Origin of the sequence: Candidatus Hinthialibacter antarcticus (assembly GCA_030765645.1) — a bacterium.
In the GTDB taxonomy this organism is placed as follows: Bacteria; Hinthialibacterota; Hinthialibacteria; order Hinthialibacterales; family Hinthialibacteraceae; genus Hinthialibacter; species Hinthialibacter antarcticus.
The window spans coordinates 88,066-107,880 of record JAVCCE010000011.1 but is presented as its reverse complement, the minus strand read 5'-3'; the positions used below and the strand labels follow the sequence as shown (position 1 = coordinate 107,880).

The following is a 19,815-nucleotide window of genomic DNA, read 5'->3' as shown; positions in this document are numbered from 1 at the left end:
GCATAGTCAGAAAGTCCACTAAAAAACAGGGAAGTCCAAAGAGTGGTTTTTTTGGATTCCGTAGGTAAAATCAGGTGAGTTTTTTTGGTTCGTAAGTGAGTAAGTATGTTAATATGTTATAGATGGTATGTTTTATCTTAATGCCCCATAAATGATTGAATGGATGATAAATCAGAAGTACGAATTGACTCGCCCTCTTTTCAAACGGACCGCAAATCCGCTCTTGACCAACGGGCGTTAGAAATTTTGCCGCTGAGCGCATTGGGGCTGAGTTTTGTCTATCTGCTCTTTGTTTGTTTCGATAGTTTTTTATATCCCGCGTCGATCCTTCCGTTTTTATTTCTCATAGATTTTTTCTTTATGGTTGTGATGGCGGGGCTGTATTTTATTTTTAAAAAGTTCCCCTCGCCTGCTCAATGGACGCATACGCTTGGTTGCATTCTTGGATTAATGGTATTAGTGAACGCCTTCCCTTCATTTGTGTTGCTGGATGATCCCCACCATACAGCGTATTTAGTTTTGATTGTGCTGGTCGCATCCTGTTTGATGCTGTCCTATTTTGCGTATGGCGTTTTTATTTTTAGCGTGTTCGTTTCGTGGTTATGTATTGCAATTTTTTCAGAGACGCCCAGCGAATGGCTGCATTTTGGTTTTATGTTGGTGATATCGAGCGTGATTGGCGGCTTGATATTGTTTTTCCGTTTGCGGGCGTTTGATCGTGAATTTCTGCGCATCGCAGAATCAGAAATGATGCGCAAACAACTCAAACTGCGCACACAGGAACTAGAGAGCATCACCGGGGAGCTACGCACCCAAATCGCCGTACGCGAGCAAGCGGAAAACCTGTTGCGTCAGTTTGTTCATAACGCGCCTGCCCCTATCGCAATGTTTGACCGGGATATGCACTACCTGCTTTACAGCAAGCGCTGGATGGATGATTTTCAGCTGACGCCGAATGATATGTTGGGGCCGACCGATTTTGCCATGTTTCCGCCGTTGCGCAGCCGCTGGGAGGCGATCAAAAACGCCTGCCTGCAAGGGGCTATGCAGCAAGGCGAAGAAGAAGAAGGGTTTCTCTCGCGAACCGGAAATTTAGAATGGCTTCGCTGGGAGGCGCGCCCCTGGTTTGAAACGGAAATCGAAGTCGGCGGCATCATTCTTTTTGTTGAATTCATTACAGAACGCAAAAACGCACAGAAAGCATTAACCGACAGCGAAGAGCGGTTGCAAGACTTTTTTGATAACGCCAGCGACTTGATTCAAAGCGTGGCGCCGGACGGCCGCATTCTCTATGTGAACAAAGCGTGGCGCGAAAAACTCGGCTACACCGACCAGGAACTCGAGCGCCTGACGATTTTTCACACGGTGGCGTTTGACTGTCAGGATGACTACCGCAGCATGTTTGAAGAAGTGTTGCAGGGCGGTGTTTATGACAGTATGGAAACCACCATGATATCAAAAAAAGGCAATCGCATTTTGGTTTCGGGCAATGTCAACTGCCGCTTCGAAGACGGAGAACCCGTGGAAGCGCGCAGTATTTTGCGCGATGTGACCGAAAGCAAACGCGCGGAATTTGAACTGATCCGCGCCAAAGAAGAAGCCGTCATCGCCAATCAAACCAAAAGCCGCTTCTTGGCGGTGATGAGCCATGAACTGCGTACGCCGCTGAACTCGATCATTGGGTTTTCGCGCTTGTTGCTGAAGAATAAATACGAAAACCTCATTGATCAAGACCTCGATTACATCAACCGCATCCGCACCAGCGGGCTGCATTTGCTTGCGCTGATTAATGACATTCTCGATCTGTCGAAAATTGAAGCCGGGCGCATGGCGATTGAACGAAAACCAGTAGATTTGAATAAACTGGTGGGGCAGGTTGCGGAGCAGATTGAGAGCCAGGTCAGCCAGAAGAATATTCGCTTGGTTCGCGAGGTGGCTGAGAACATTCAGACGTTTGAAAGCGATTATGCGAAACTGTGGCAGATTTTGATGAACCTGGTGAGCAACGCCGTCAAGTTTACGGAGGAAGGCGACGTTGTCATTCGGGCAATCGCTGATGCGGAGACCGGGGCGCCGGTTGCGCTCGAAGTGGAGGACTCGGGAATCGGCATCCCGCCGGGCCGACTGCTGAATATTTTTGAATCCTTCCAACAGGCCGACGACAGCACTGCGCGCAAGTATGGCGGCACCGGGCTGGGGCTGTCGATCACCTGGTCGTTATGCCAACTGCTGGGCTACAAAGTCGAAGTCAAAAGCGAACTCGAAAAAGGCTCCACGTTTACCATCCGGTTGAAGTAATCTCCGTTCATTGCTTCAAGGGCTGCCGACGCTTCGCGCCGCCTTGCCCTTGCCACCCAACCGGAGATATCCGAGAACGGAGTAATATTGAGCGCGGGTTGAATCACTGCCCGGTAATTATGTATGTTGGAGGGGAAATGAATGTAAGTTGTGGATGTTAGTTTTAAGAAAGCGTTTCTTCGTAGCCGCCTTGTTGGCCGGGGGATTCTTCGACCCAGACGCGCAGGCGGTTGACGTTGCCTTGGGCGTCCCACTGCGGGCGCGATTGCAGCACGTCCTGCGCAATGTAGTACGCCAGCCCTTCGCAGGTCACGTTATCAATCGGCAGAACCACTACTTCCGCCTTGGGGAAGCGATAGCCCGCGTCGCCGTCGATGGAGAGTTCATAGTTTCCGTCGCTCTCAGTGCGTTCGATGCGGGGCGTTTCTGGAAGCAATATCTTCTCGTCCAACCGGTCGCAAATCGCGCGCGCGGCTTTCTTCAACGGGCCAAAATCCACCACCATGCCATCATGCAGCGCATCCGCCTCGACTTCTAAACTCACGGTATAGTTATGACCGTGCAGGGTCTCGCGGCTATCGGGGAACAAGGTGAAATGGGCGGAGGAAAACTTCAGGTATTGTTTCTCAACCCGCAACAGATAGGGCATTGAGCGGCTCCTCGGAGGTTCGGTTACGCGTTGCTGTGAATTTCGATGACGGCCCCGGTGACGGACGCCGCCTGCACCGGGTCGGACAAATAAAGAATCGCCTGGGCAATGTCGTCGGGGACGGTCTCGGTCTTGAATTGCGGCGCCGCTTCGCGAAGCATTTGCGTATCCACCGCGCCGGGCGCTACGCAATTCACGCGGATGCCGTGGGGGCGGCCTTCGACGCTCAAACTTTCGGTGAGGCCGATCACGCCGTGCTTGCTGACCACATAGCCCGACATGCCGGGGAACTTTTCCGTGCCGCGAATGCCCGCCAGCGAACTGATATGGACAATCGAGCCGCCGCGTCCAGTGGCTTTCATTGATTTGAAAGCCGCCCGGCTGCACAAAAACGGCCCGCGCAGGTTGACCGCCATCATCTGGTCCCATTCGGAGACGGTGAACTCTTCGAACGGTTTCACCGTTATGACGGCGGCGTTGTTGATGAGGATGTCGGGTGCGCCAAAGTGTGATTGGGTTTCGTTAAACAGCGCTTCGACCTGGGCTTCGTCGCTCACGTCGGCGGCGATGAAATGAATGCGGTCTGCGCCGGACTGCGCAGCGATCGAATCAGCAACCGTTCTTAGTTGCTCTTCGTTGCGGCTGGCAATGACCACGCGGGCGCCCTCGCGGGCAAACAGCGCAGCGGTTGCAGCGCCAATGCCGCGCCCGCCGCCTGTGATGATTGTGATTTGATTTTGAAGACGGCCTGTCATTTTTGTCCTTATTTTGATGGAGGCAGCATACTGAGAAATTCGGCGCGGGTGGCGTGATTTTCACGGAACACGCCCAACATGGCGCTGGCGCGCGTATCGACGCCGACCTTTTGGACGCCCCGCATCATCATACACATGTGCTGGGCTTCCGTCACTACGGCGACGCCTCTCGGCTGGACGGCTTCTTGCAGCGCTTCGGCGATTTGCTGGGTGAGGCGTTCTTGCAATTGCAGGCGCCGCGAAAACATATCGACGATGCGAGGAATTTTAGACAAGCCGACCACCTTGCCGTTGGGGATATACGCTACGTGGGCGCGTCCCCAGAAGGGAAGCATGTGGTGTTCGCACATACTGAAAAACGAGATGTCGTTCAGCATAACCATTTCGTCGATGTCTTCATCAAAAATGGCGTTATTGAGAACCGTTTCTAAATTTTGTTCGTGTCCATCATTGAGAAAACGCCAGGCTTTGGCGACGCGCTTCGGGGTGCGGACTAAGCCTTCGCGGTCGGGGTCTTCGCCGATTTCTTCCAGCCAGCCGCGCACTAAATCTTCCAGCGGGTCTTTGGCGTTGTCTCGTTCCATCGGAACAACGGATCGTATTTGCATAATTGGACGCTCTCCAATCAAAAAATCCCAGAATTGGTACTATGGTTACATAATGATTCATACAGGCTTGTCTAAGGTACAAGTAGTATACCAAAAGTTGACAAGCAATGTAGTGTTTATAAAATATCTGTCAATTGAAGTGTTTATCAATGCTGTAGAATTACCAGTATTATACAACATTGAATAAGAATGCCTAATTTTTCTGGTCAATTGAGGGTGAGCGGTTATGAAAGATGAACAGTTTCGTATCGTGAGCGGAAAACGCCGCCAGGTATCCCACGATGTAAATGAAGAACGCCTGAAGCAAATGAAAACCTATAAGCCGTCGTTATTAGACCGCTTGTTTTCGCTTTTTCAGCCCAAAAAGAAATAGCGCTAGGCTGTGCGGCGGCGTTTGTCTCCACCCGTATATGCGAGCGACCAGCCCCGCGCCCGCATCGCGGCGATGACGGTTTTTGTGATCGAGTGAATTTGCAAATGCTCGGCGTTGATGACAAGGTCATAAAAGATCGGGTTGTTTATATCCTGGTGGAAGTAGCGCTTAACGAACTGTTTTCGTTCATTATCAACGCGCTTAATTTCAGCGTGCGCCTGCGCTTCCGACATGCCTTCCTGTTCGAGTAGATTGCGGATACGGGTTTTGACGGGTGCGATGACGCGCACATGAAACGCGTTGGCGTTACGTAAAATGTAGTTCGCGCCGCGTCCAATCACGACCAGGCCGCCCTGCAATGAAATGGCGCGCATCACTTCGCTCAAGGCGTGGCTGTATTCATCGTGATCGAAGGCGTGGTCAGAAAATAGGTTACCCACCCACAGTTCAAGTTCTGAGCGGTCTTTTTCATCCAGCGACTCAACCAACTCGCTGCGGACGCCTAAGTGTTCGGCAATATAATCAATAACCTGGCGTCCAAAAAAGCCGTATTGTAATTCATGCGACAACAGCTTTGCGATTTCCTGCCCCCGGCAACCACGCTCGCGAGACAAGGTCACAACGGGTTTCTGGTCTGCGGCGCGAACGCCAATCGAAGAACTGTCGCTGGATTGCAGTTCTTGTACGGCCTGGCGTTCTAGGTTCCATTGGTTTATCTGACGGGTTAACATTTGCTGGAGATTACTCATCGCGTCACCCCCTGATACTGCTGCCAACGCTTGCTTCTATCTATAAGTATATCTCACAAGAAGTCGCATGAGAAATATTGTCTCGAGGCTTCAATTGCTTTTTTACAAGTGGTTTAATGTTTAGAGCGTTGGATTAAATACTGTGCGTTAAGCACGTCCGTAAGGCTCAGCGATAGATACGGATATGAGGACTCAATCCGCACAGTATTCTGGCAACCACTATAGAATAAGAAAATTTCACTCCTCAAGTGAATCATAGGTGGAACTCATGGCATCAAATGACATCAGGAACCAAGCGTTAAGCATCATTGAAGAAGTGCGGATTTTCTTTTTAGCCAGCGTCGATGGAGATAAACCCCGACTGCGGCCTATGACGCGGATTTATCATGACGGGTTTTGTATTTGGTCTTGCTCGCACAAAGATACAAGCAAATTAAAACAAATTCGTTCGAACCCAATGGTGGAAGCCTGCTTTCTCGATCAATCTAACCGTCATTTGCGTGTGTTAGGCGCGGCTGAAATATTAGACGGCGAGGTTGATTGGGATGCGATCCCGTTCAAGCGGGATGATCTGCCCATGCTTGAAGACCCCGACTACATATTAATTAAAATCTTCCCCAAAGAAGTACGCATGCTAAACGACTGGTCGCTCGAATATAGGGACATCCCGATCCATGAAGAGTGATCCTTCCGGCTTCTTCATGAGTCGGGATGTATAAATTACCTGCTATCGAAATTTTCGCTTACGACCAATCCGCAATCAGTTCTTCGACCGCTGAGACGCTGCCTTGTGCAACGCGGAAGCGGTTTTGATATTTTGCATTCGGCTTCTCTGTATGATAGTGCACGGCGGATTCGGAAAATTTCAATCCAGTCGCCGTGCTGATGACTGCGCAGGTATCGCTTTCTTTCACGGTACCGTCCGCGCGCGCTTTTAACAACGCCGTCAATGAGATGCCTGTTTGCGGGCAGATGTCGACGCCGCTACGGGTAAACGCCATTTGAGAATCTTGAATTTCCTCTTCTGTTGCGCGATAGAACTTGGTTTCAAATGAATCGATCAGTTGTTTGATACGCGGGAAAGAAACCGGGTCGCAAATGTTGGCGGCGGAGGCGACGCTGGTCTGGAACTTGCCCGGTTTGTAGGCGTCGTCGCTGCGGTCGTTTTCATTCCAACGTACCAGCGTATCACACACTTGCGCCTGTCCAATCAAGATACCCGGGAGGTGGTCGATGAGGCCATGTTTGTAGGCGCGCAACAGGCCAATCAACAGCGCCGTCAAATTGCCGCCGTTGCCGACAGGGATCGAAATCCACTGCGGAACGCGCCAGCGCAAGTCCTGCATGATTTCGATGCCGATGGTTTCCTGGCCCGCCAGACGGAACGCGTTTTTGGAATTGACGAGCACTAAATCGGTGTGGATTTGGCTGAATTCCTGGATGATGCGCATGCAGCCGTCAAAGCCGTCTTCGTGATCGACTGCGATGACTTTGGCGCCGAATTGCATCGCCTGATTGAGTTGCGCGGGTGAAATTTTATTATGCGGAACCAGGATGATGCATTGCAAGCGGTCGCGCGCATACGCCGCATACGCCGCAGCCGCTGCGGAGGTATCGCCAGTCGAAGCGCAACACACGCCGGAGATGTCCAAGTCAGGATACATAATTTGCAGACGCAGGGTCTCGCTGACGGCGAGCGACATGCCGCGGTCTTTGAAACTGCCGCTGGGGTTCTGGCCTTCGAGTTTGATGAATGTCGGCCCGATGCCCAATTCTTTGCGCAGCCATTCGGGCGCTTCAAATAAATCCGTGTTGCCTTCAAACATGGCCAGACACGCTTCGTTCGGGAAGCCGGGGATAATAAAGTCTTTCCAGGCAAACACGCCGGACCCGGTCGGATAGCGGCGGGCCTTTTCGCTCCAACGGATGCCGTCGAAGTAATGTTGCGCCGCGACGCCTTGATCGACCGTGGCGGTGATCCACTCTTCATCACGCTCGACGAGCAGCAAACCGCCGCAACCCGGTTGAGTGCAGGTATACGTAAAGCGTTCGGATGAATAGTCCGAACCGCATTTGATGCACTTTTGAAAATAGTGGACAGCGGTTGACTCTGCGGCAATAGCCATGCTAAGCCTCCTGAAAAAAAATACGGGCGCTGTTATCGACAACGACGGGTCATTTCTTCTATGATACTTGAGAACGAACAGAGTTTTAATATTTGCGCGTTATATTTTTACGAAACAATCGTGTAACTATAAAAGAAAATGAAACTATTGAATTTTGTAACTTCAAATCAAGCGCTTCGGATGTCGCAGCGGACTCTACTGATCGCTTGCTTTATCTTGTTGTTTGTCGCCAGCGCTTCGGCGGACTGGTGGTCTTCACGTTCGATTGAAGAGGAGCGCAAACCCGCGCCCAACCTTGTCTATCAACGGGTATTGTATAAAACGATCAGCGAACAAGCCGTCCGCGCCCACATATTGAGCGTGTCGGGCGTTGGTCGTGATTATATTTTCGGCGTTTTTGGAAGCTACGGCGCCCTCGTACAGCCGTCGGTCTTCTCAAAAAATAGCGACGCCGTGGCTGTTGTAAACGGCGGCTTTTTTTCTAAGAACCCGACCCGCGCCGCCGGGCTGATCGTTGCGCATGGCAAGGTGCTGTATCCACCTCCGGGTGGCGGCAAATATCAAGGCTCAGTCGGTTTCACGCCGGACCAGGTGTTGATTGGAACGGTCTCTCCCGGCGATATCTCAAAATACCAGATCGAAACGGATAAACCGGGATGGAACGATTGCCATGCTGTCATAGGCGCCGGGCCGGTTTTGGTTTTGGAGGCGACGTCGCAAACCGACGTATTTGAGTCTGACTTCAATACCGAACAACGGGCGCCGCGCACGGCAATCGGAGTGATGGAATCGGGCGAAGTGTTGATTGTGGTCATCGACGGGCGCCAGCCGGAATGGAGCGCCGGCGTCACCTTGCCAGAACTGGCGGAGTTTTTTGTTTCGCTGGGGGCTGAGCAAGCGCTCAATCTCGATGGGGGCGGTTCATCAACGATGTTGATACAAAATGAAATTGTGAACCGCCCGTCTGATTACGCCATCCCCGGCCAACCGGGCCGGGAACGGGCTGTTGCGAATGTGGTTGCTTTGCTCAAGAAAGAGCCTTAGAGGTTAACCGTTAAACTGTTCGTGCGCCCAACGAACCAGTGTCTCCGTAGTCTCCCAATTGACGCAGGCGTCGGTAATTGAGACGCCGTATTTCAATTGGGAGAGGTCTTTGGTGATTTTTTGATTGCCCTCATAGATGTTGCTTTCTAACATCAAGCCTATAATGGCGCTGTTGCCTGCGATGCGCTGGTGGATGCTGTCTTTCCAGACAATTTCCTGGTTTTCAATTTTTTTGCCTGAATTGGCGTGGCTGCAATCAATCATGACCGAAACGGGCAGATCGGCTTTTTTCAATCCTTCCATCGCCTGCTGAATGCTTTCTGGATCGTAGTTGCATTTGCCTCCGCCGCCTCGCAGAATGATGTGGCCCCAGCGATTGCCGCTTGTTTTGTAAATCGCGGTCCGACCGTCGTGGTCGATTCCTAGAAAACTGTGCGACGCCCGCGCCGATTGCAGCGCGTTGAAAGCGACCTCAAGGTTGCCGTCGGTGTTGTTTTTGAAACCGACGGGCATCGAAAGCCCGCTGGCCATTTCGCGGTGCGTTTGCGACTCGGTCGTACGCGCGCCAATCGCCGCCCAGCTGATTAAATCTGAAATATATTGGGGAATAATCGGGTCAAGAAACTCGGTCGCCGTCGGCATCCCGATTTCAGTGATTTGCGACAAAATTTCGCGGCCTTTATGTAGACCGTAGGCGATATCAAGCGAGCCGTCGATGTGGGGATCGTTGATAAGGCCTTTCCAACCAGTGGTGGTACGGGGTTTCTCAAAATACACTCGCATAACGACCAGCAATTTATCGCTGACTTCGTCGCTAAGCGCTTTGAGGCGCCGGGCGTATTCAATGGCGCCTTTTTCATCGTGAATCGAACAAGGCCCAACGATCAACAACATGCGCGGGTCTTTGTTGATGAGCATCTTCTTTATGGAATTGCGCGACTGAATGACGGTTTCGGCGCTGGCGTCGCTCATGGGCAAGTTGCGTTTCAACTCGATGGGCGACAGCAACGGTTGCGCCTCCAAAACGTGCAAGTCCTGCGTTTCGCGGGACGGGGTAACGGCTGACTCTGACATGCTATCCTCCAAAAATGGCGTAACGGGAATCTTGTAGTGTAGTTCCGCTACTGAAAAAACGAAGCGTTAAGCGCCGCGCTTCGCCGCTAAAAACTGGGTCAGCAAGCGCACGCCCGCGCCCGTACCGCTGGCGGGGAAGTAGCCGACTTCCATATCGGGCTTTGCCGTCCCGGCGATGTCGAGGTGCGCCCAGGCGAGGTTTTCGTCATAATGCTGGGCGAACTGGCGCAGAAACTCACCTGCCGATACGGTGCCCGCCGTACGTTTGAGGCCAATGTTTTTGATATCGGCGATGGGGCTTTTGACGTGTTCTTTTAATTCAGGGTACATCGGCATCCGCCAAGCGCGGTCGTCGGTGGTTTGCGCCGCGTTAAGCAAGGCGTTGGCGAGTTTGTCGTCGGTGCTCATCAGTCCGGTGTGTTCGTAGCCGAGTGCGATTACCACTGCGCCGGTGAGCGTGGCGATATTGATGATGGCGTCGGGTTTGTAGTTTTTCGCGACGTAGCTGTTGGCGTCGGCGAGAACCAGTCGGCCTTCGGCGTCAGTGTTGCCAATCTCGACCGTCATGCCGCAATAACTTTTGAACACGTCGCCGGGTTTGTATGAATTAGACCCGATGGCGTTTTCTGCGACGCCGAAGACGAAGTAAGCGTTGACGGCGAGGTTCAGTTTCAGCGTGTTCTGCAGTGTGCCAGTCACCGCCGCCGCGCCGCACATGTCATAGCGCATGTCTTCCATGCTGCCAGTGGGTTTCAGATTAAGGCCGCCGGTATCAAAGGTCAGGCCTTTGCCGACCAGTGCGGTGAAGGGATCGGTTTTTTTGCCGCCGCGGTAGGTGACGATAATCAGTTTTGGATCTTTGTTGCTGCCCTGGTTGACGGCGAGGTGAAGCCCCAGCCCCTTGGCTTGCAGCTGGGCGCGGTTGAGCACTTCGATTTTGCAGCGTTTGTCTCCGCGCGTGATCTTACGAATTTGCGCTTCGATGAATTTCGAGTCGGCGACGTCCGCATTTTCGTTGGCCATATCGCGCGCCAGGTTGACGCCGTCGGCGACGGTGGTTAGTTGTTTCGCCAGTTTTATATTTTTGGTTTGAATGGTCAGTGAATAGGCCATCGGCGACGGATCGGCCTTTTTGCTCAAGTATTTGTCCCAGACGTACAGCCCCAGTTGGGCGCCGTCGACCACGCCGCGCAGCCAATCTTCATTATCGCGTAGGGGGACGATTCCGACCGGGCTTTTGGGAGTTAAGGGGTTGGTCTGCAGTGCGCGTTTGATCGCGACGCCGATGGCGCGCTGGTTCATCGCTTCGGGCTTATCGCCGCAGCCGACCAGCACGACCACAAAATCGGCCTGCGTGAGCGCGAGAACCTCGCCTTCGTCTCCGCTGAACTGCTTATACTTTACGGCGTCTTTGATGGCGTCGCGTAGTTGCGGCGCGGGCGCTTGGATGGCTTTTCCTTTGGCGGCGAACACGACAAACTGTTTGATGCGACTGGGCAATTTTGATTGCGCTTGTATTTTCATCAGATTATTCTCACCTATTTGATTTTGGGGAACTCATTCACCATGATGCGGCAACACAAGAAGAACGGCATATATAATACTGTGAGTTTTAGATATGTTGAGGACAACGGAAGCACGGCCTGGCAGACGGGTTTCTCTTTTTGCTTGGCGCCGGGCGTTTGGTTCCGTATGATAAAGGTAACTTTTAAACAGAGGATACGACTATGCGAACCATTGTTTTAACTTTCGCTATCATCGCTGCACTCATTCTTAGCGCCGCACCTTATGCCGCTGACTACAAACCGATGGAAATCGGCAGCGCGGCGGTTCCATTCTCATGGCCGGGCACGGACGGCAAGACCTATACCCTCGATGATTTCGCCGACGCCAAACTTCTGGTGATCGTATTCACCGCCAATCATTGCCCCACCGCGCAGGCGTATGAAGACCGCATCATCGCTCTTCACAAAGAATATAACGACAAAGGCGTTGCGCTGGTTGCAGTCGCGCCTAACGACGCGCTGGCGTTGCGGCTAGATGAGATGGGATATACCGACGTGGGCGACACACTCGCAGACATGAAGATTCGCGCCAAAGATAAAAAATTTGCGTTCCCTTATCTCTATGCGGGCGACCAGCCGGAACTATGCCAGAAATACGGCCCCATCGCCACGCCGCATATCTTCGTTTTTGATGAGGAACGCAAACTGCGCTACCAGGGGCGCATTGATAACGCTGAAAAGCCCAGCGAAGTCACGACCCGCGACGCCAAGCAGGCGATTGATGCGCTGCTGGCTGGGGTGAACCCGCCCATCGAAACCACTAAGACATTTGGCTGCTCAATCAAGTGGCCCGACAAACGCCATTTAGTCAAGCAAGCGTCAGACCAATGGGCGAAAGAAGAAGTGACGCTTGCTCCCATCGACGTGAGTGGATTGCAAGAACTAATGAAGAACGACTCCGACAAATTGCGGGTGATTAACGTATGGGCGACATGGTGCGGCCCCTGCGTGACCGAGTTCCCCGAACTGGTGACCATTCACCGCATGTACCGCAACCGCGACTTTGAGATGATTACGATCAGTTCAGATGCAATAAAGAAAAAAGATAAAGTGTTGGGATTTCTCCAGAAAAATGAAGCGTCGATGCGTAATTATATTTTCAGCGGCAAAAGCAGCTATGAACTCGTTGAGGCGTTAGACAAAGAATGGCTGGGCGCGTTGCCGTATACCGTGATCGTGAAGCCGGGCGGGGAAGTGATTTTTCGCACCATGGAGGGGATTGATCCGTTGGAAGTCAAACGCAAAATCGTTTCGGTCTTAGGCCGTGTGTATGAGTAAGTTTTGATCCAGGGTTTGGTACATCTCTCTTCTTTCGGAGTGAAAAGGGAGTCCCTTCTCCCTCTGGGAGAAGGTTAGGATGAGGGAGGGGCGCTGAAAGCGCCGGGGGAAGTTCAAAATGCATAAGGCTGCCATTGTAGATACAAATCCCCGAGGGGGAAAATCTTACTCATCTTGAGGTGAAAGCATGAAAAAGTTACAAAGTCTATTTGTTCTCTCGTTGGTTATAACGATTCTCAGTGTTGCGCAGACATATGGTCAAGATATTCCTATAACCGTGTATGGAGGTTCGAAAATATATTCTGTCGCATTTTCGCCGGATGGCAAGAAGGTTCTTACGGGAAATGATGATAGTACCGCGAAATTGTGGGATGCTGAAACGGGTCAGCAGATTTGTACTTTCTCGGGACATTCAAATCGTGTAAATTCCGTCGCATTTTCGCCGGATGGTACGAAGATACTTACGGGAAGTGATGATAGAACGGCGAAGTTGTGGGATGCTGAAACGGGCCAGGAGACTCGTACGTTCAACGGGCATTTGGATGATGTCCGTTCCGTCGCATTTTCCCCGGATGGCACGAAGATTATTACGGGAAGTTGGGACGATACAGCGAAATTGTGGGATGCTGAAACAGGCCAGCAGATTCATACATTTTCAGGGAATACGATAAATGTAAATTCCGTCGTGTTTTCGCCCGATGGGACGAAGATTCTGATGGGCTCATCAGATTGGACAATGGGCTTCTCTCCTAAAACAGCAATAATGTGGGATACTGAAACTGGTGAAGAGATTCGTACGTTCTCTGGGCATTTGTATAGTAGCGTAAACTCCGTTGCATTTTCGCCAGATGGTACGAAAGTTCTAACGGGAAGCGGTGATAAAACGGCGAAATTGTGGAATGCGATTACTGGTGAAGAGATTCGTACATTCTCAGGAGATTTTGGCGCTGTAAGTTCCGTCGCATTTTCACCGGATGGCACTAAAATTCTTACGGGAAGTAGTGATGGAATAGCAAGGTTGTGGAATGCTGGAACCGGGCAGATAGTTTTTGCGGTCAGGCATACGCGCGGTGTTAATTCAGCGGTGTTTTCGCCGGATGGTACAAGGATTCTAACAGGAAGTGATGACACCACGACGAAATTGTCGAATACTGAAACGGGTCTGGAGATTCGTACGTTCTCGGAGCATTTGGGTGGTGTCCGTTCCGTCGCATTTTCACCGGATGGTTCAACGATTTTAACAGGAAGTGATGATAGAACTGCGAAGCTTTGGAATGCTGATACGGGTTTGCAGATTCGTACATTTTTGGGGCATTTGGATAATGTCAATTCTGTCGCATTTTCGCCGGATGGCACGAAGATTCTTACGGGAAGTTATGATGACACGGCGAAATTGTGGGATGCTGAAACGGGCCAAGAGATACATACTTTCACTACCCATACGTTCTCTATCCCTTCATCTGGTGTTAACTCAGCCGTGTATTCACCGGATGGCAAGAAGATTCTTACTGGTAATATTTTGGAAAGTACTGCAATATTATGGAATGCTGAAACGGGCCGACTAATTCGTAAGTTTTCGGGGAATACTGATTGGATATACTCTGTCGCGTTTTCGCCGGATGGTACCAAGATTCTAACGGGAAGCCGTGATAAAACCGCGAAATTGTGGGATGCTGAAACGGGCCAGCAGATTGGTACGTTCATTGGCCATTCGAATGGTGTTAACTCAGCCGCGTTTTCGCCGGATGGCACGAAGATTCTTACGGGAAGTTCTGATAACACGGCGAAATTGTGGAATGCTGAAACGGGCCAAGAGATTCGAACGTTCTCGGGACATTCTCATTGGATATACTCTGTGGCATTTTCACCGGATGGTTCGAAAATTCTAACGGGAAGTGAAGATAAAACGGCGAAATTGTGGGATGCGAGTACGGGCGAAGAAATTCGTACATTCTCGGTACATTTAGGTGCTATTAATTCCGTGGCGTTTTCACCGGATGGTACGAAGATTTTAACTGGAAGTGATGATAGAACAGCATTGCTGTGGGACATTAGCGACCTGAACCAATCATCTATCGAAAACGCACTTTTGTATTGATAATAGGCCGACAGGGACAGGGAAATAGCACTTGGCCTAAGCCATTGCTCACGAAGCCATCAAGCATGGATACCAAGCCTTATACCGCCCGGCGCATACGTTGTTAGCTGCTTTACACGCCGGGAGACCGGGTGGTGTAGTCCCAGCCGTATAAATTGAAGTGGTCATACCAGAAGTTGACCATGCGTTCTTGCAACTGCTTTTTCGATTCAACCGCGCGAACCATCGTATCAAAACGCACTTCTTTGATCGGACGGATTACCTCGGCGTAGGGTGATGTACTGCGACGGTCGAAGAGTTGCGGCATGGTTTCAGTGAGGGTTTCGCGCGGCGCTGCGTTGATAATTTGTTCTGCCTCGGCGTCGTCGATGGTTGCTGGATCAAGTTGTTGGTCAACAAATGCGTCGAAGCCCATTGCATTGATGGCGTCATTATCGCCGGGACGAGGGCCGAACATCAGCCGGTTTGCTGCATGTTCAGCCAACGTCAGCGGAGTTTCTGCAGCCGTGGGGGTTGCTGTAGCCATTTTCACACACCCTAATATTAGTAATAAAAGAAACAAGCCTTGCTTTAGAAAGTAAATATAAGGGGTGGGTTTAAAATGTCAAGAATAATATTCACTAAATTGGTATTCTTAAAAGATATTTAAAAGTCTCTCAGGAATGTTTAATATAAGTATTTCTTTATACTCGTTTTAAGTGTTTTGTTATTTATATAATTAAATAATAGTTCAGATATGCAAACATCATCCATTTATTTTTTGTTTATTATCTTACATGTGGAAGTGTAGGTTCGAGTGGTGGGGAAAATATGGATTTAAGGGCAGGGAAAGGCGGGATTGATGAATGAAAACTATAATGCTGGCCTGGGATATTGATTTGGCGCACCAAGCCGCTATAAACAAACAGACTCGCACGCCCAGCCCATCAAGTCGGCCAGTTTTGATATCGCTCCGGCGTTATGCCCAATCGAAAGCGCGCAATGATGGGTCGGCCCCAACTCAAACCAGCGGTTCATAAATTCACTGACCGGCATGGCAAATTGCACCTGCGTCATGGTGTTGCCGATGCGAAGCACTGGCCCGTCCGTCGCCGTGCCGTGGTTTATAATTGACTTCAATTTTCTGTCATGCGTTTGAGTGATATTGTGAATTGTGATGGGGCCGCGTTGAACCTGCGCTTCAACGGAAACGCCGCTGCCCCACTTGCCGTGGAACAACCCCATGCCGCGCAAGATCGGTTTTTTTGCGGCGATGTTCACATGAAAGGGCCCATCGTGTCCTAATAGGATCGACTTCTCTTTATAGTCGCACACGACGATCTCGCTATAACTGCCGCCCACGCCCAGCGTATCCGCAATTTTCATTGCGATGGCAGTTTTCATATCGCCTTCGCCCGCGCATGGAATCCCTTGGGCGGTCAGAAGCGAATGGCCCAGAATAAACGCTTCCTGTATTTGTTGATATTCATTGCCCGCGTCGCCGCGATAATAGTAAGTCAACGCGTCCAGATCAAATTCACGCACCATCTTCTCTTGCGCCGCCGCGACGGTGCAGGCCCAATCCAATTGCTCCGGCTGAGGTTTTTGGGCCAATGGGTCAGCGGGTGAATCTTCGCTGATGACGAACATCTGCTTCACGTCTTCGATTTTCTTTTGTTTCTCGGCCTCCGTAACCGATTTCACCAAACGCGCCAAGTCGCACATTTCTAAAATTTCAACGTACATCCCCGCTTGCGACTGCACCATGGTGAAATCAGTGTACATATCTAACATGCCCGGGTAGGTATGCCCTAAAAATCCCATTCGCCCGCTGCGCAGCGTTCGCATGGCCGATGCGGCTTTCACCCATTCTTCAATTTCTCTCCAAGCGGACATCGCTTCTGGATGCTGATAAGTGACTTCATCCGCGAGCGAAATTTCCGGCGTTTTCTCAAGTCCGAGCAATCCGCTCACCACGCGAAATTGTATGCCCGCGCGAAGAAACGCGTTGGCGATTTCCGGCGTGGCGCATCCCACGCAATGCGCTAGCCATTCGCCTGTGGTGGTTTTTTCATAATTGATTTGCTCAGCGGGCTGTAAGTTCAACACCACAACCGGGCATTTCGCTGCTTGCGCGATAGCGAGATGAGATGCGCTCATCTGATAGGTCGCCACATGGCAAAAAATCAGATCGACGTTTTTTTCGTTGAACCATTCTCCGGCTTGTCTTGCTTTCGACTCCTGGTCGATCATCCCGGCGTTAAACACGTCGCCCCATTCGCCCAAGCGCTTTTCAATGAATTGCCCATAGCCGGTCAAGCGGTTTAACAGCCCGTCAAACTGTTCCCAATAATGCGGGTGGCCGATGGAATATAGCCCGATTCGCGCTTTGCGGGGCGGTTTAATGGTTGGAAGCGAAGTCATGGTTGTTCAACCTCTTTCGTTTGAAATTACTCATGGATGAGTGATGTGAATGTATAGTTTCCTGAACCAACTTTGAAAAGCGCAGAACCATTTTCTATCCCCATCATGTCAACATCATTTCGGTTCTGGACTGGGCGGCCGCTCTCCGTAATCTTGTCGGCGTCAATGGTCGGAACATGAATGATCGCGGTTGTGTTTGCTGGAACGCTGACTTTCATCGTCAATAATTTCTCCGACTTTTTCCAATCGCATGAAATTCGCCCATGAATCGAATCGTAGTATCCTCTGGCCCAATTAAGCCCTTCAACAACAGCGGGATCAATGACAACTTGTTTGAAACCAATTGAACCCTCCGCTTGCTGGATTCCTAACAAGTAATGATAAAACCATTGTTGAATGTGCCCAAGCATGCAATGGTTCATCGAGGCGGAAGTATTTGCGTTCCAGGCTTCGGGCATCGAGTTCCAATCCAGGTCGAGAATATATCCATAACTGCCTTCGGCGTTGCGGTTCACATTTTGAAAGAGATTTTCATGTTCGCCCAGACTCGCTAGCGCATCGACCAGATAATAGAAACCGACATCGCCAGCGGTCTGTTGAAAGTTGCGGTGTTTCAAATCATCAACGATTGATTTCAGAACATCATCTCGATTTTCAGAGCCAACCAATCCAACGGAAAGCGCGATCGCATTCGCTGTTTGCGGGCTGCCCTCATTTTTGTATCGTCCATTTCCTTCATAGAAATTTGTATTGAATGCGGATTTGATTTGCTTCGCTAAATCTTCGTACTGTTGATTCTCATTCGTTTTCCCCAAGAGATCAGCGCTGTCAGCGACGATGACGCAACAGCGGTAAAAGGTCGCCATGGCGGTTAATTGAGGCGATGTAAACCGCGACGGCCCCATATTTTCACCGTGCCCATAGTCATACCAGTCACCCAACCCCGCGCGTGGAACCAAACCGTCAGATGATTCTTTCATAGAATCAACAAAGCGCTTCATCATGTCAAAGTGTTCTTCGAGTACGCGTTCGTCACCGTACCAGCGATACAGTTGCCAAGGAATTATTACACCGGCGGCGCCCCATTCCGGCGTGTATCGAAAACCGCCGTCAAACTTTGGGTAATTGGGCGCGACGGTGAAAATTTCGCCGCTGTCATCTTGCGAATCTTCGATGTCTTGCGCCTTCTTTGCATAGAGCGCCGCGAGATCATACTTGCGCGACATCGAAGGCCCCATCAAATAACTGACTTCGAGCCAACCCAACTTTTCGCGCGTCGGGCAATCAGTCAGCACGTGGCCGAGGTTGCTTTTGACCGCCCAATCAATCAGCTCGTCAATGCGATTGAACAACGGGTTCGAGCATTCAAAACCGCCGACTTCAGCCGCAGCGTTGCGCACATGAATGGATTGCAGCGACTCAATAACAGGCAAGCCGCCGGGGTTTTCATTCCCCTTTGGAACAGCGCCGCTCACCTGAATATATTGAAACCCGCCATAGGTGAATTGCGGGCGCCATGTCTCGCTTTGGTCTGGGCCAATCGTGTATTGATAATAATTCGGCGAACCGACGCCCGCCTGGTTGACCGGCCCGCTTCCATTATTGGCGCGTTCCGGCGATTGCCCGTGGCGTTGTTCGGCTGGCGTCAGACGAAGGCTTTGCCCGGGCTTGCCTCGCACGATTAACGATGGGACCGCTGATGCGTTTTGTCCAAAATCATAAACAAAATCGCCATTCGGCAAGGCATCTATCTGAACAGGCTGGAATATCTGCATCTCCCGCATCGGCTCTGAAATCGCGGCTTTGATATTACCTGTTGGCGCATCAACCACAGACGCATTCGCCCAACCGCCGTCGTCAAATTCCGGCGCCGTCCATCCGGGCTGACTGCGCCGGGCGTCATAATCTTCTCCCGCAAGGATGGCGCTGTGCGTGACCGGGCCATGCGCCGCCTTCCAACTTCCGTCCGAACAAAGAACGTCGCGAGTTCCATCGGCGTATTCCACATTACATTGTAAGATCAGTTTCAGACGGCCATCATTATTGACGCCATGCACTCTGCGGTCGCCTTGCGTGTTATAAAAACCCTTGCCAAGCATGACGCCGAATGCGTTTTCGCCTTGCTGCAACTGGTCAGTCACATCGAATGTGTTGTAATAAACGGTCTTTTCATACACCGACCAGGCAGGATCAAGAAATTGATCGGCTGTCTTCTTGCTATTGATAAAAAGTTCATACTGCCCAAGCCCGCACACGCTGACAATCGCAAGCCGGACTTCTTTCTCAATCGAAAACTCCCGGCGAAATAAGGGAAGCCCGTCTTCCTGACGAAACGGCGCTGTTAGTTCCAACCCGATCCATGACGCCTTCCAATCGTCAGTTTTCATCACGCCGTTGATCCAGAACGCTGGCTCGCTCCAAGGCGATGCGTTATCATCCTCGTCCCATATACGAATTTTCCAAAATACAGATTGAAACGACGGCAGCGCCTGCCCTTGGTATTCTTGTTGAATTGAATTGGAAGAGCGAACCTTGCCGCTGTCCCAAAGATCGCTGTCGCCGCTCTGTAATTTCTCCTGGCTGGACGCAACGAGAATTTGATAGGCGGTTTGCATCACGCCGCGTTTTTCAGAATCAATCCACCAACTCAATCGTGGATTCTGACAATCAATTCCGGCGGGATTGTTTTTATATTCACAACGAAGATGATTTACAGAGATCGCAGCATTTGCATCAAAAATAAATGTAAGGCATGTGATAAAGAGAGCAATTTTCCAACAATGCTTTACCATGAC

General features: G+C 51.0%; 16 protein-coding genes. 6 read left to right on the top strand and 10 right to left on the bottom strand.

What is annotated here, in order from left to right:
• Positions 1-159 precede the first annotated feature (159 nt).
• The gene (locus P9L94_03345) at positions 160-2,298 is read left to right on the top strand and encodes a PAS domain S-box protein (GenBank protein MDP8243091.1); all 2,139 of its coding nucleotides are present in this window, start codon (positions 160-162) and stop codon (positions 2,296-2,298) included.
• Positions 2,299-2,461: 163 nt separating this feature from the next.
• Here the strand turns inward: P9L94_03345 and P9L94_03340 are convergent, their stop codons facing one another.
• From P9L94_03340 to folE, 3 genes are read right to left on the bottom strand one after another with little or no spacing between them, the layout of a single operon-like run.
• A complete protein-coding gene (locus P9L94_03340) occupies positions 2,462-2,947 on the bottom strand; it encodes a 6-carboxytetrahydropterin synthase (GenBank protein ID MDP8243090.1) in 486 nt (161 codons plus the stop codon).
• 23 nt (positions 2,948-2,970) lie between these two features.
• Positions 2,971-3,702, bottom strand: a complete 732-nt coding sequence (locus tag P9L94_03335) for an SDR family oxidoreductase (GenBank protein MDP8243089.1) — start codon at positions 3,700-3,702, stop codon at positions 2,971-2,973.
• A gap of 8 nt (positions 3,703-3,710) precedes the next feature.
• Positions 3,711-4,286, bottom strand: coding sequence for a GTP cyclohydrolase I FolE (gene folE, locus P9L94_03330; protein MDP8243088.1), 576 nt, complete (start codon positions 4,284-4,286; stop codon positions 3,711-3,713).
• A 250-nt stretch (positions 4,287-4,536) separates the two neighbouring features.
• On the opposite strand from folE, the gene P9L94_03325 reads away from it, so the two are divergent.
• Positions 4,537-4,683 carry a hypothetical protein gene (locus P9L94_03325; GenBank protein MDP8243087.1) on the top strand — a complete coding sequence of 49 codons (147 nt, stop codon included), beginning with the start codon at positions 4,537-4,539 and terminating at the stop codon, positions 4,681-4,683.
• Between the two features lie 2 nt (positions 4,684-4,685).
• Here the strand turns inward: P9L94_03325 and P9L94_03320 are convergent, their stop codons facing one another.
• Positions 4,686-5,432 carry a cytidylate kinase-like family protein gene (locus P9L94_03320; protein ID MDP8243086.1) on the bottom strand — a complete coding sequence of 249 codons (747 nt, stop codon included), beginning with the start codon at positions 5,430-5,432 and terminating at the stop codon, positions 4,686-4,688.
• Between the two features lie 268 nt (positions 5,433-5,700).
• Between P9L94_03320 and P9L94_03315 the strand changes: the two genes are divergently transcribed.
• Positions 5,701-6,117 (top strand): pyridoxamine 5'-phosphate oxidase family protein, encoded by a 417-nt coding sequence (locus P9L94_03315; GenBank protein ID MDP8243085.1) that lies wholly within the window; start codon positions 5,701-5,703, stop codon positions 6,115-6,117.
• Between the two features lie 58 nt (positions 6,118-6,175).
• Here P9L94_03315 and thrC read toward each other — a convergent pair whose 3' ends face one another.
• The gene (gene thrC / locus P9L94_03310) at positions 6,176-7,558 is read right to left on the bottom strand and encodes a threonine synthase (GenBank protein ID MDP8243084.1); all 1,383 of its coding nucleotides are present in this window, start codon (positions 7,556-7,558) and stop codon (positions 6,176-6,178) included.
• 180 nt (positions 7,559-7,738) lie between these two features.
• Here thrC and P9L94_03305 point away from each other — a divergent pair, with 180 nt between their 5' ends.
• A complete protein-coding gene (locus P9L94_03305; GenBank protein ID MDP8243083.1) occupies positions 7,739-8,602 on the top strand; it encodes a phosphodiester glycosidase family protein in 864 nt (287 codons plus the stop codon).
• 3 nt (positions 8,603-8,605) lie between these two features.
• Here P9L94_03305 and P9L94_03300 read toward each other — a convergent pair whose 3' ends face one another.
• Positions 8,606-9,676 (bottom strand): 3-deoxy-7-phosphoheptulonate synthase, encoded by a 1,071-nt coding sequence (locus P9L94_03300; GenBank protein ID MDP8243082.1) that lies wholly within the window; start codon positions 9,674-9,676, stop codon positions 8,606-8,608.
• A 66-nt stretch (positions 9,677-9,742) separates the two neighbouring features.
• The gene (locus tag P9L94_03295) at positions 9,743-11,200 is read right to left on the bottom strand and encodes a leucyl aminopeptidase (GenBank protein MDP8243081.1); all 1,458 of its coding nucleotides are present in this window, start codon (positions 11,198-11,200) and stop codon (positions 9,743-9,745) included.
• 203 nt (positions 11,201-11,403) lie between these two features.
• Here P9L94_03295 and P9L94_03290 point away from each other — a divergent pair, with 203 nt between their 5' ends.
• Together P9L94_03290 and P9L94_03285 are read left to right on the top strand one after the other, a co-directional pair.
• Positions 11,404-12,519: a redoxin family protein gene (locus P9L94_03290; protein MDP8243080.1), complete on the top strand. Its 1,116-nt coding sequence runs from the start codon at positions 11,404-11,406 to the stop codon at positions 12,517-12,519.
• A gap of 187 nt (positions 12,520-12,706) precedes the next feature.
• Entirely contained in the window at positions 12,707-14,617 is a 1,911-nt protein-coding gene (locus tag P9L94_03285; protein MDP8243079.1) for a WD40 repeat domain-containing protein, read from the top strand.
• Between the two features lie 112 nt (positions 14,618-14,729).
• On the opposite strand, the gene P9L94_03280 is transcribed toward P9L94_03285, so the two are convergent.
• The 3 genes from P9L94_03280 to P9L94_03270 form a co-directional block, all read right to left on the bottom strand.
• The gene (locus tag P9L94_03280; protein ID MDP8243078.1) at positions 14,730-15,143 is read right to left on the bottom strand and encodes a DUF1800 family protein; all 414 of its coding nucleotides are present in this window, start codon (positions 15,141-15,143) and stop codon (positions 14,730-14,732) included.
• Positions 15,144-15,511: 368 nt separating this feature from the next.
• The gene (locus tag P9L94_03275; GenBank protein MDP8243077.1) at positions 15,512-17,020 is read right to left on the bottom strand and encodes an L-fucose/L-arabinose isomerase family protein; all 1,509 of its coding nucleotides are present in this window, start codon (positions 17,018-17,020) and stop codon (positions 15,512-15,514) included.
• 26 nt (positions 17,021-17,046) lie between these two features.
• Positions 17,047-19,812, bottom strand: coding sequence for a family 78 glycoside hydrolase catalytic domain (locus tag P9L94_03270; protein MDP8243076.1), 2,766 nt, complete (start codon positions 19,810-19,812; stop codon positions 17,047-17,049).
• Positions 19,813-19,815: the final 3 nt, after the last annotated feature.

Excerpts from the sequence above, each read along its gene's own strand:
- P9L94_03295 (MDP8243081.1), bottom strand. The coding sequence starts at position 11,200 with ATGAAAATACAAGCGCAATCAAAATTGCCCAGTCGCATCAAACAGTTT.
- P9L94_03305 (MDP8243083.1), top strand. The coding sequence starts at position 7,739 with ATGTCGCAGCGGACTCTACTGATCGCTTGCTTTATCTTGTTGTTTGTC.
- P9L94_03290 (MDP8243080.1), top strand. The coding sequence starts at position 11,404 with ATGCGAACCATTGTTTTAACTTTCGCTATCATCGCTGCACTCATTCTT.
- P9L94_03270 (MDP8243076.1), bottom strand. The coding sequence starts at position 19,812 with ATGGTAAAGCATTGTTGGAAAATTGCTCTCTTTATCACATGCCTTACA.
- thrC (MDP8243084.1), bottom strand. The coding sequence starts at position 7,558 with ATGGCTATTGCCGCAGAGTCAACCGCTGTCCACTATTTTCAAAAGTGC.
- P9L94_03300 (MDP8243082.1), bottom strand. The coding sequence starts at position 9,676 with ATGTCAGAGTCAGCCGTTACCCCGTCCCGCGAAACGCAGGACTTGCAC.
- P9L94_03340 (MDP8243090.1), bottom strand. The coding sequence starts at position 2,947 with ATGCCCTATCTGTTGCGGGTTGAGAAACAATACCTGAAGTTTTCCTCC.
- P9L94_03335 (MDP8243089.1), bottom strand. The coding sequence starts at position 3,702 with ATGACAGGCCGTCTTCAAAATCAAATCACAATCATCACAGGCGGCGGG.
- P9L94_03325 (MDP8243087.1), top strand. The coding sequence starts at position 4,537 with ATGAAAGATGAACAGTTTCGTATCGTGAGCGGAAAACGCCGCCAGGTA.
- P9L94_03275 (MDP8243077.1), bottom strand. The coding sequence starts at position 17,020 with ATGACTTCGCTTCCAACCATTAAACCGCCCCGCAAAGCGCGAATCGGG.
- folE (MDP8243088.1), bottom strand. The coding sequence starts at position 4,286 with ATGGAACGAGACAACGCCAAAGACCCGCTGGAAGATTTAGTGCGCGGC.
- P9L94_03320 (MDP8243086.1), bottom strand. The coding sequence starts at position 5,432 with ATGAGTAATCTCCAGCAAATGTTAACCCGTCAGATAAACCAATGGAAC.
- P9L94_03345 (MDP8243091.1), top strand. The coding sequence starts at position 160 with ATGGATGATAAATCAGAAGTACGAATTGACTCGCCCTCTTTTCAAACG.
- P9L94_03315 (MDP8243085.1), top strand. The coding sequence starts at position 5,701 with ATGGCATCAAATGACATCAGGAACCAAGCGTTAAGCATCATTGAAGAA.
- P9L94_03285 (MDP8243079.1), top strand. The coding sequence starts at position 12,707 with ATGAAAAAGTTACAAAGTCTATTTGTTCTCTCGTTGGTTATAACGATT.
- P9L94_03280 (MDP8243078.1), bottom strand. The coding sequence starts at position 15,143 with ATGGCTACAGCAACCCCCACGGCTGCAGAAACTCCGCTGACGTTGGCT.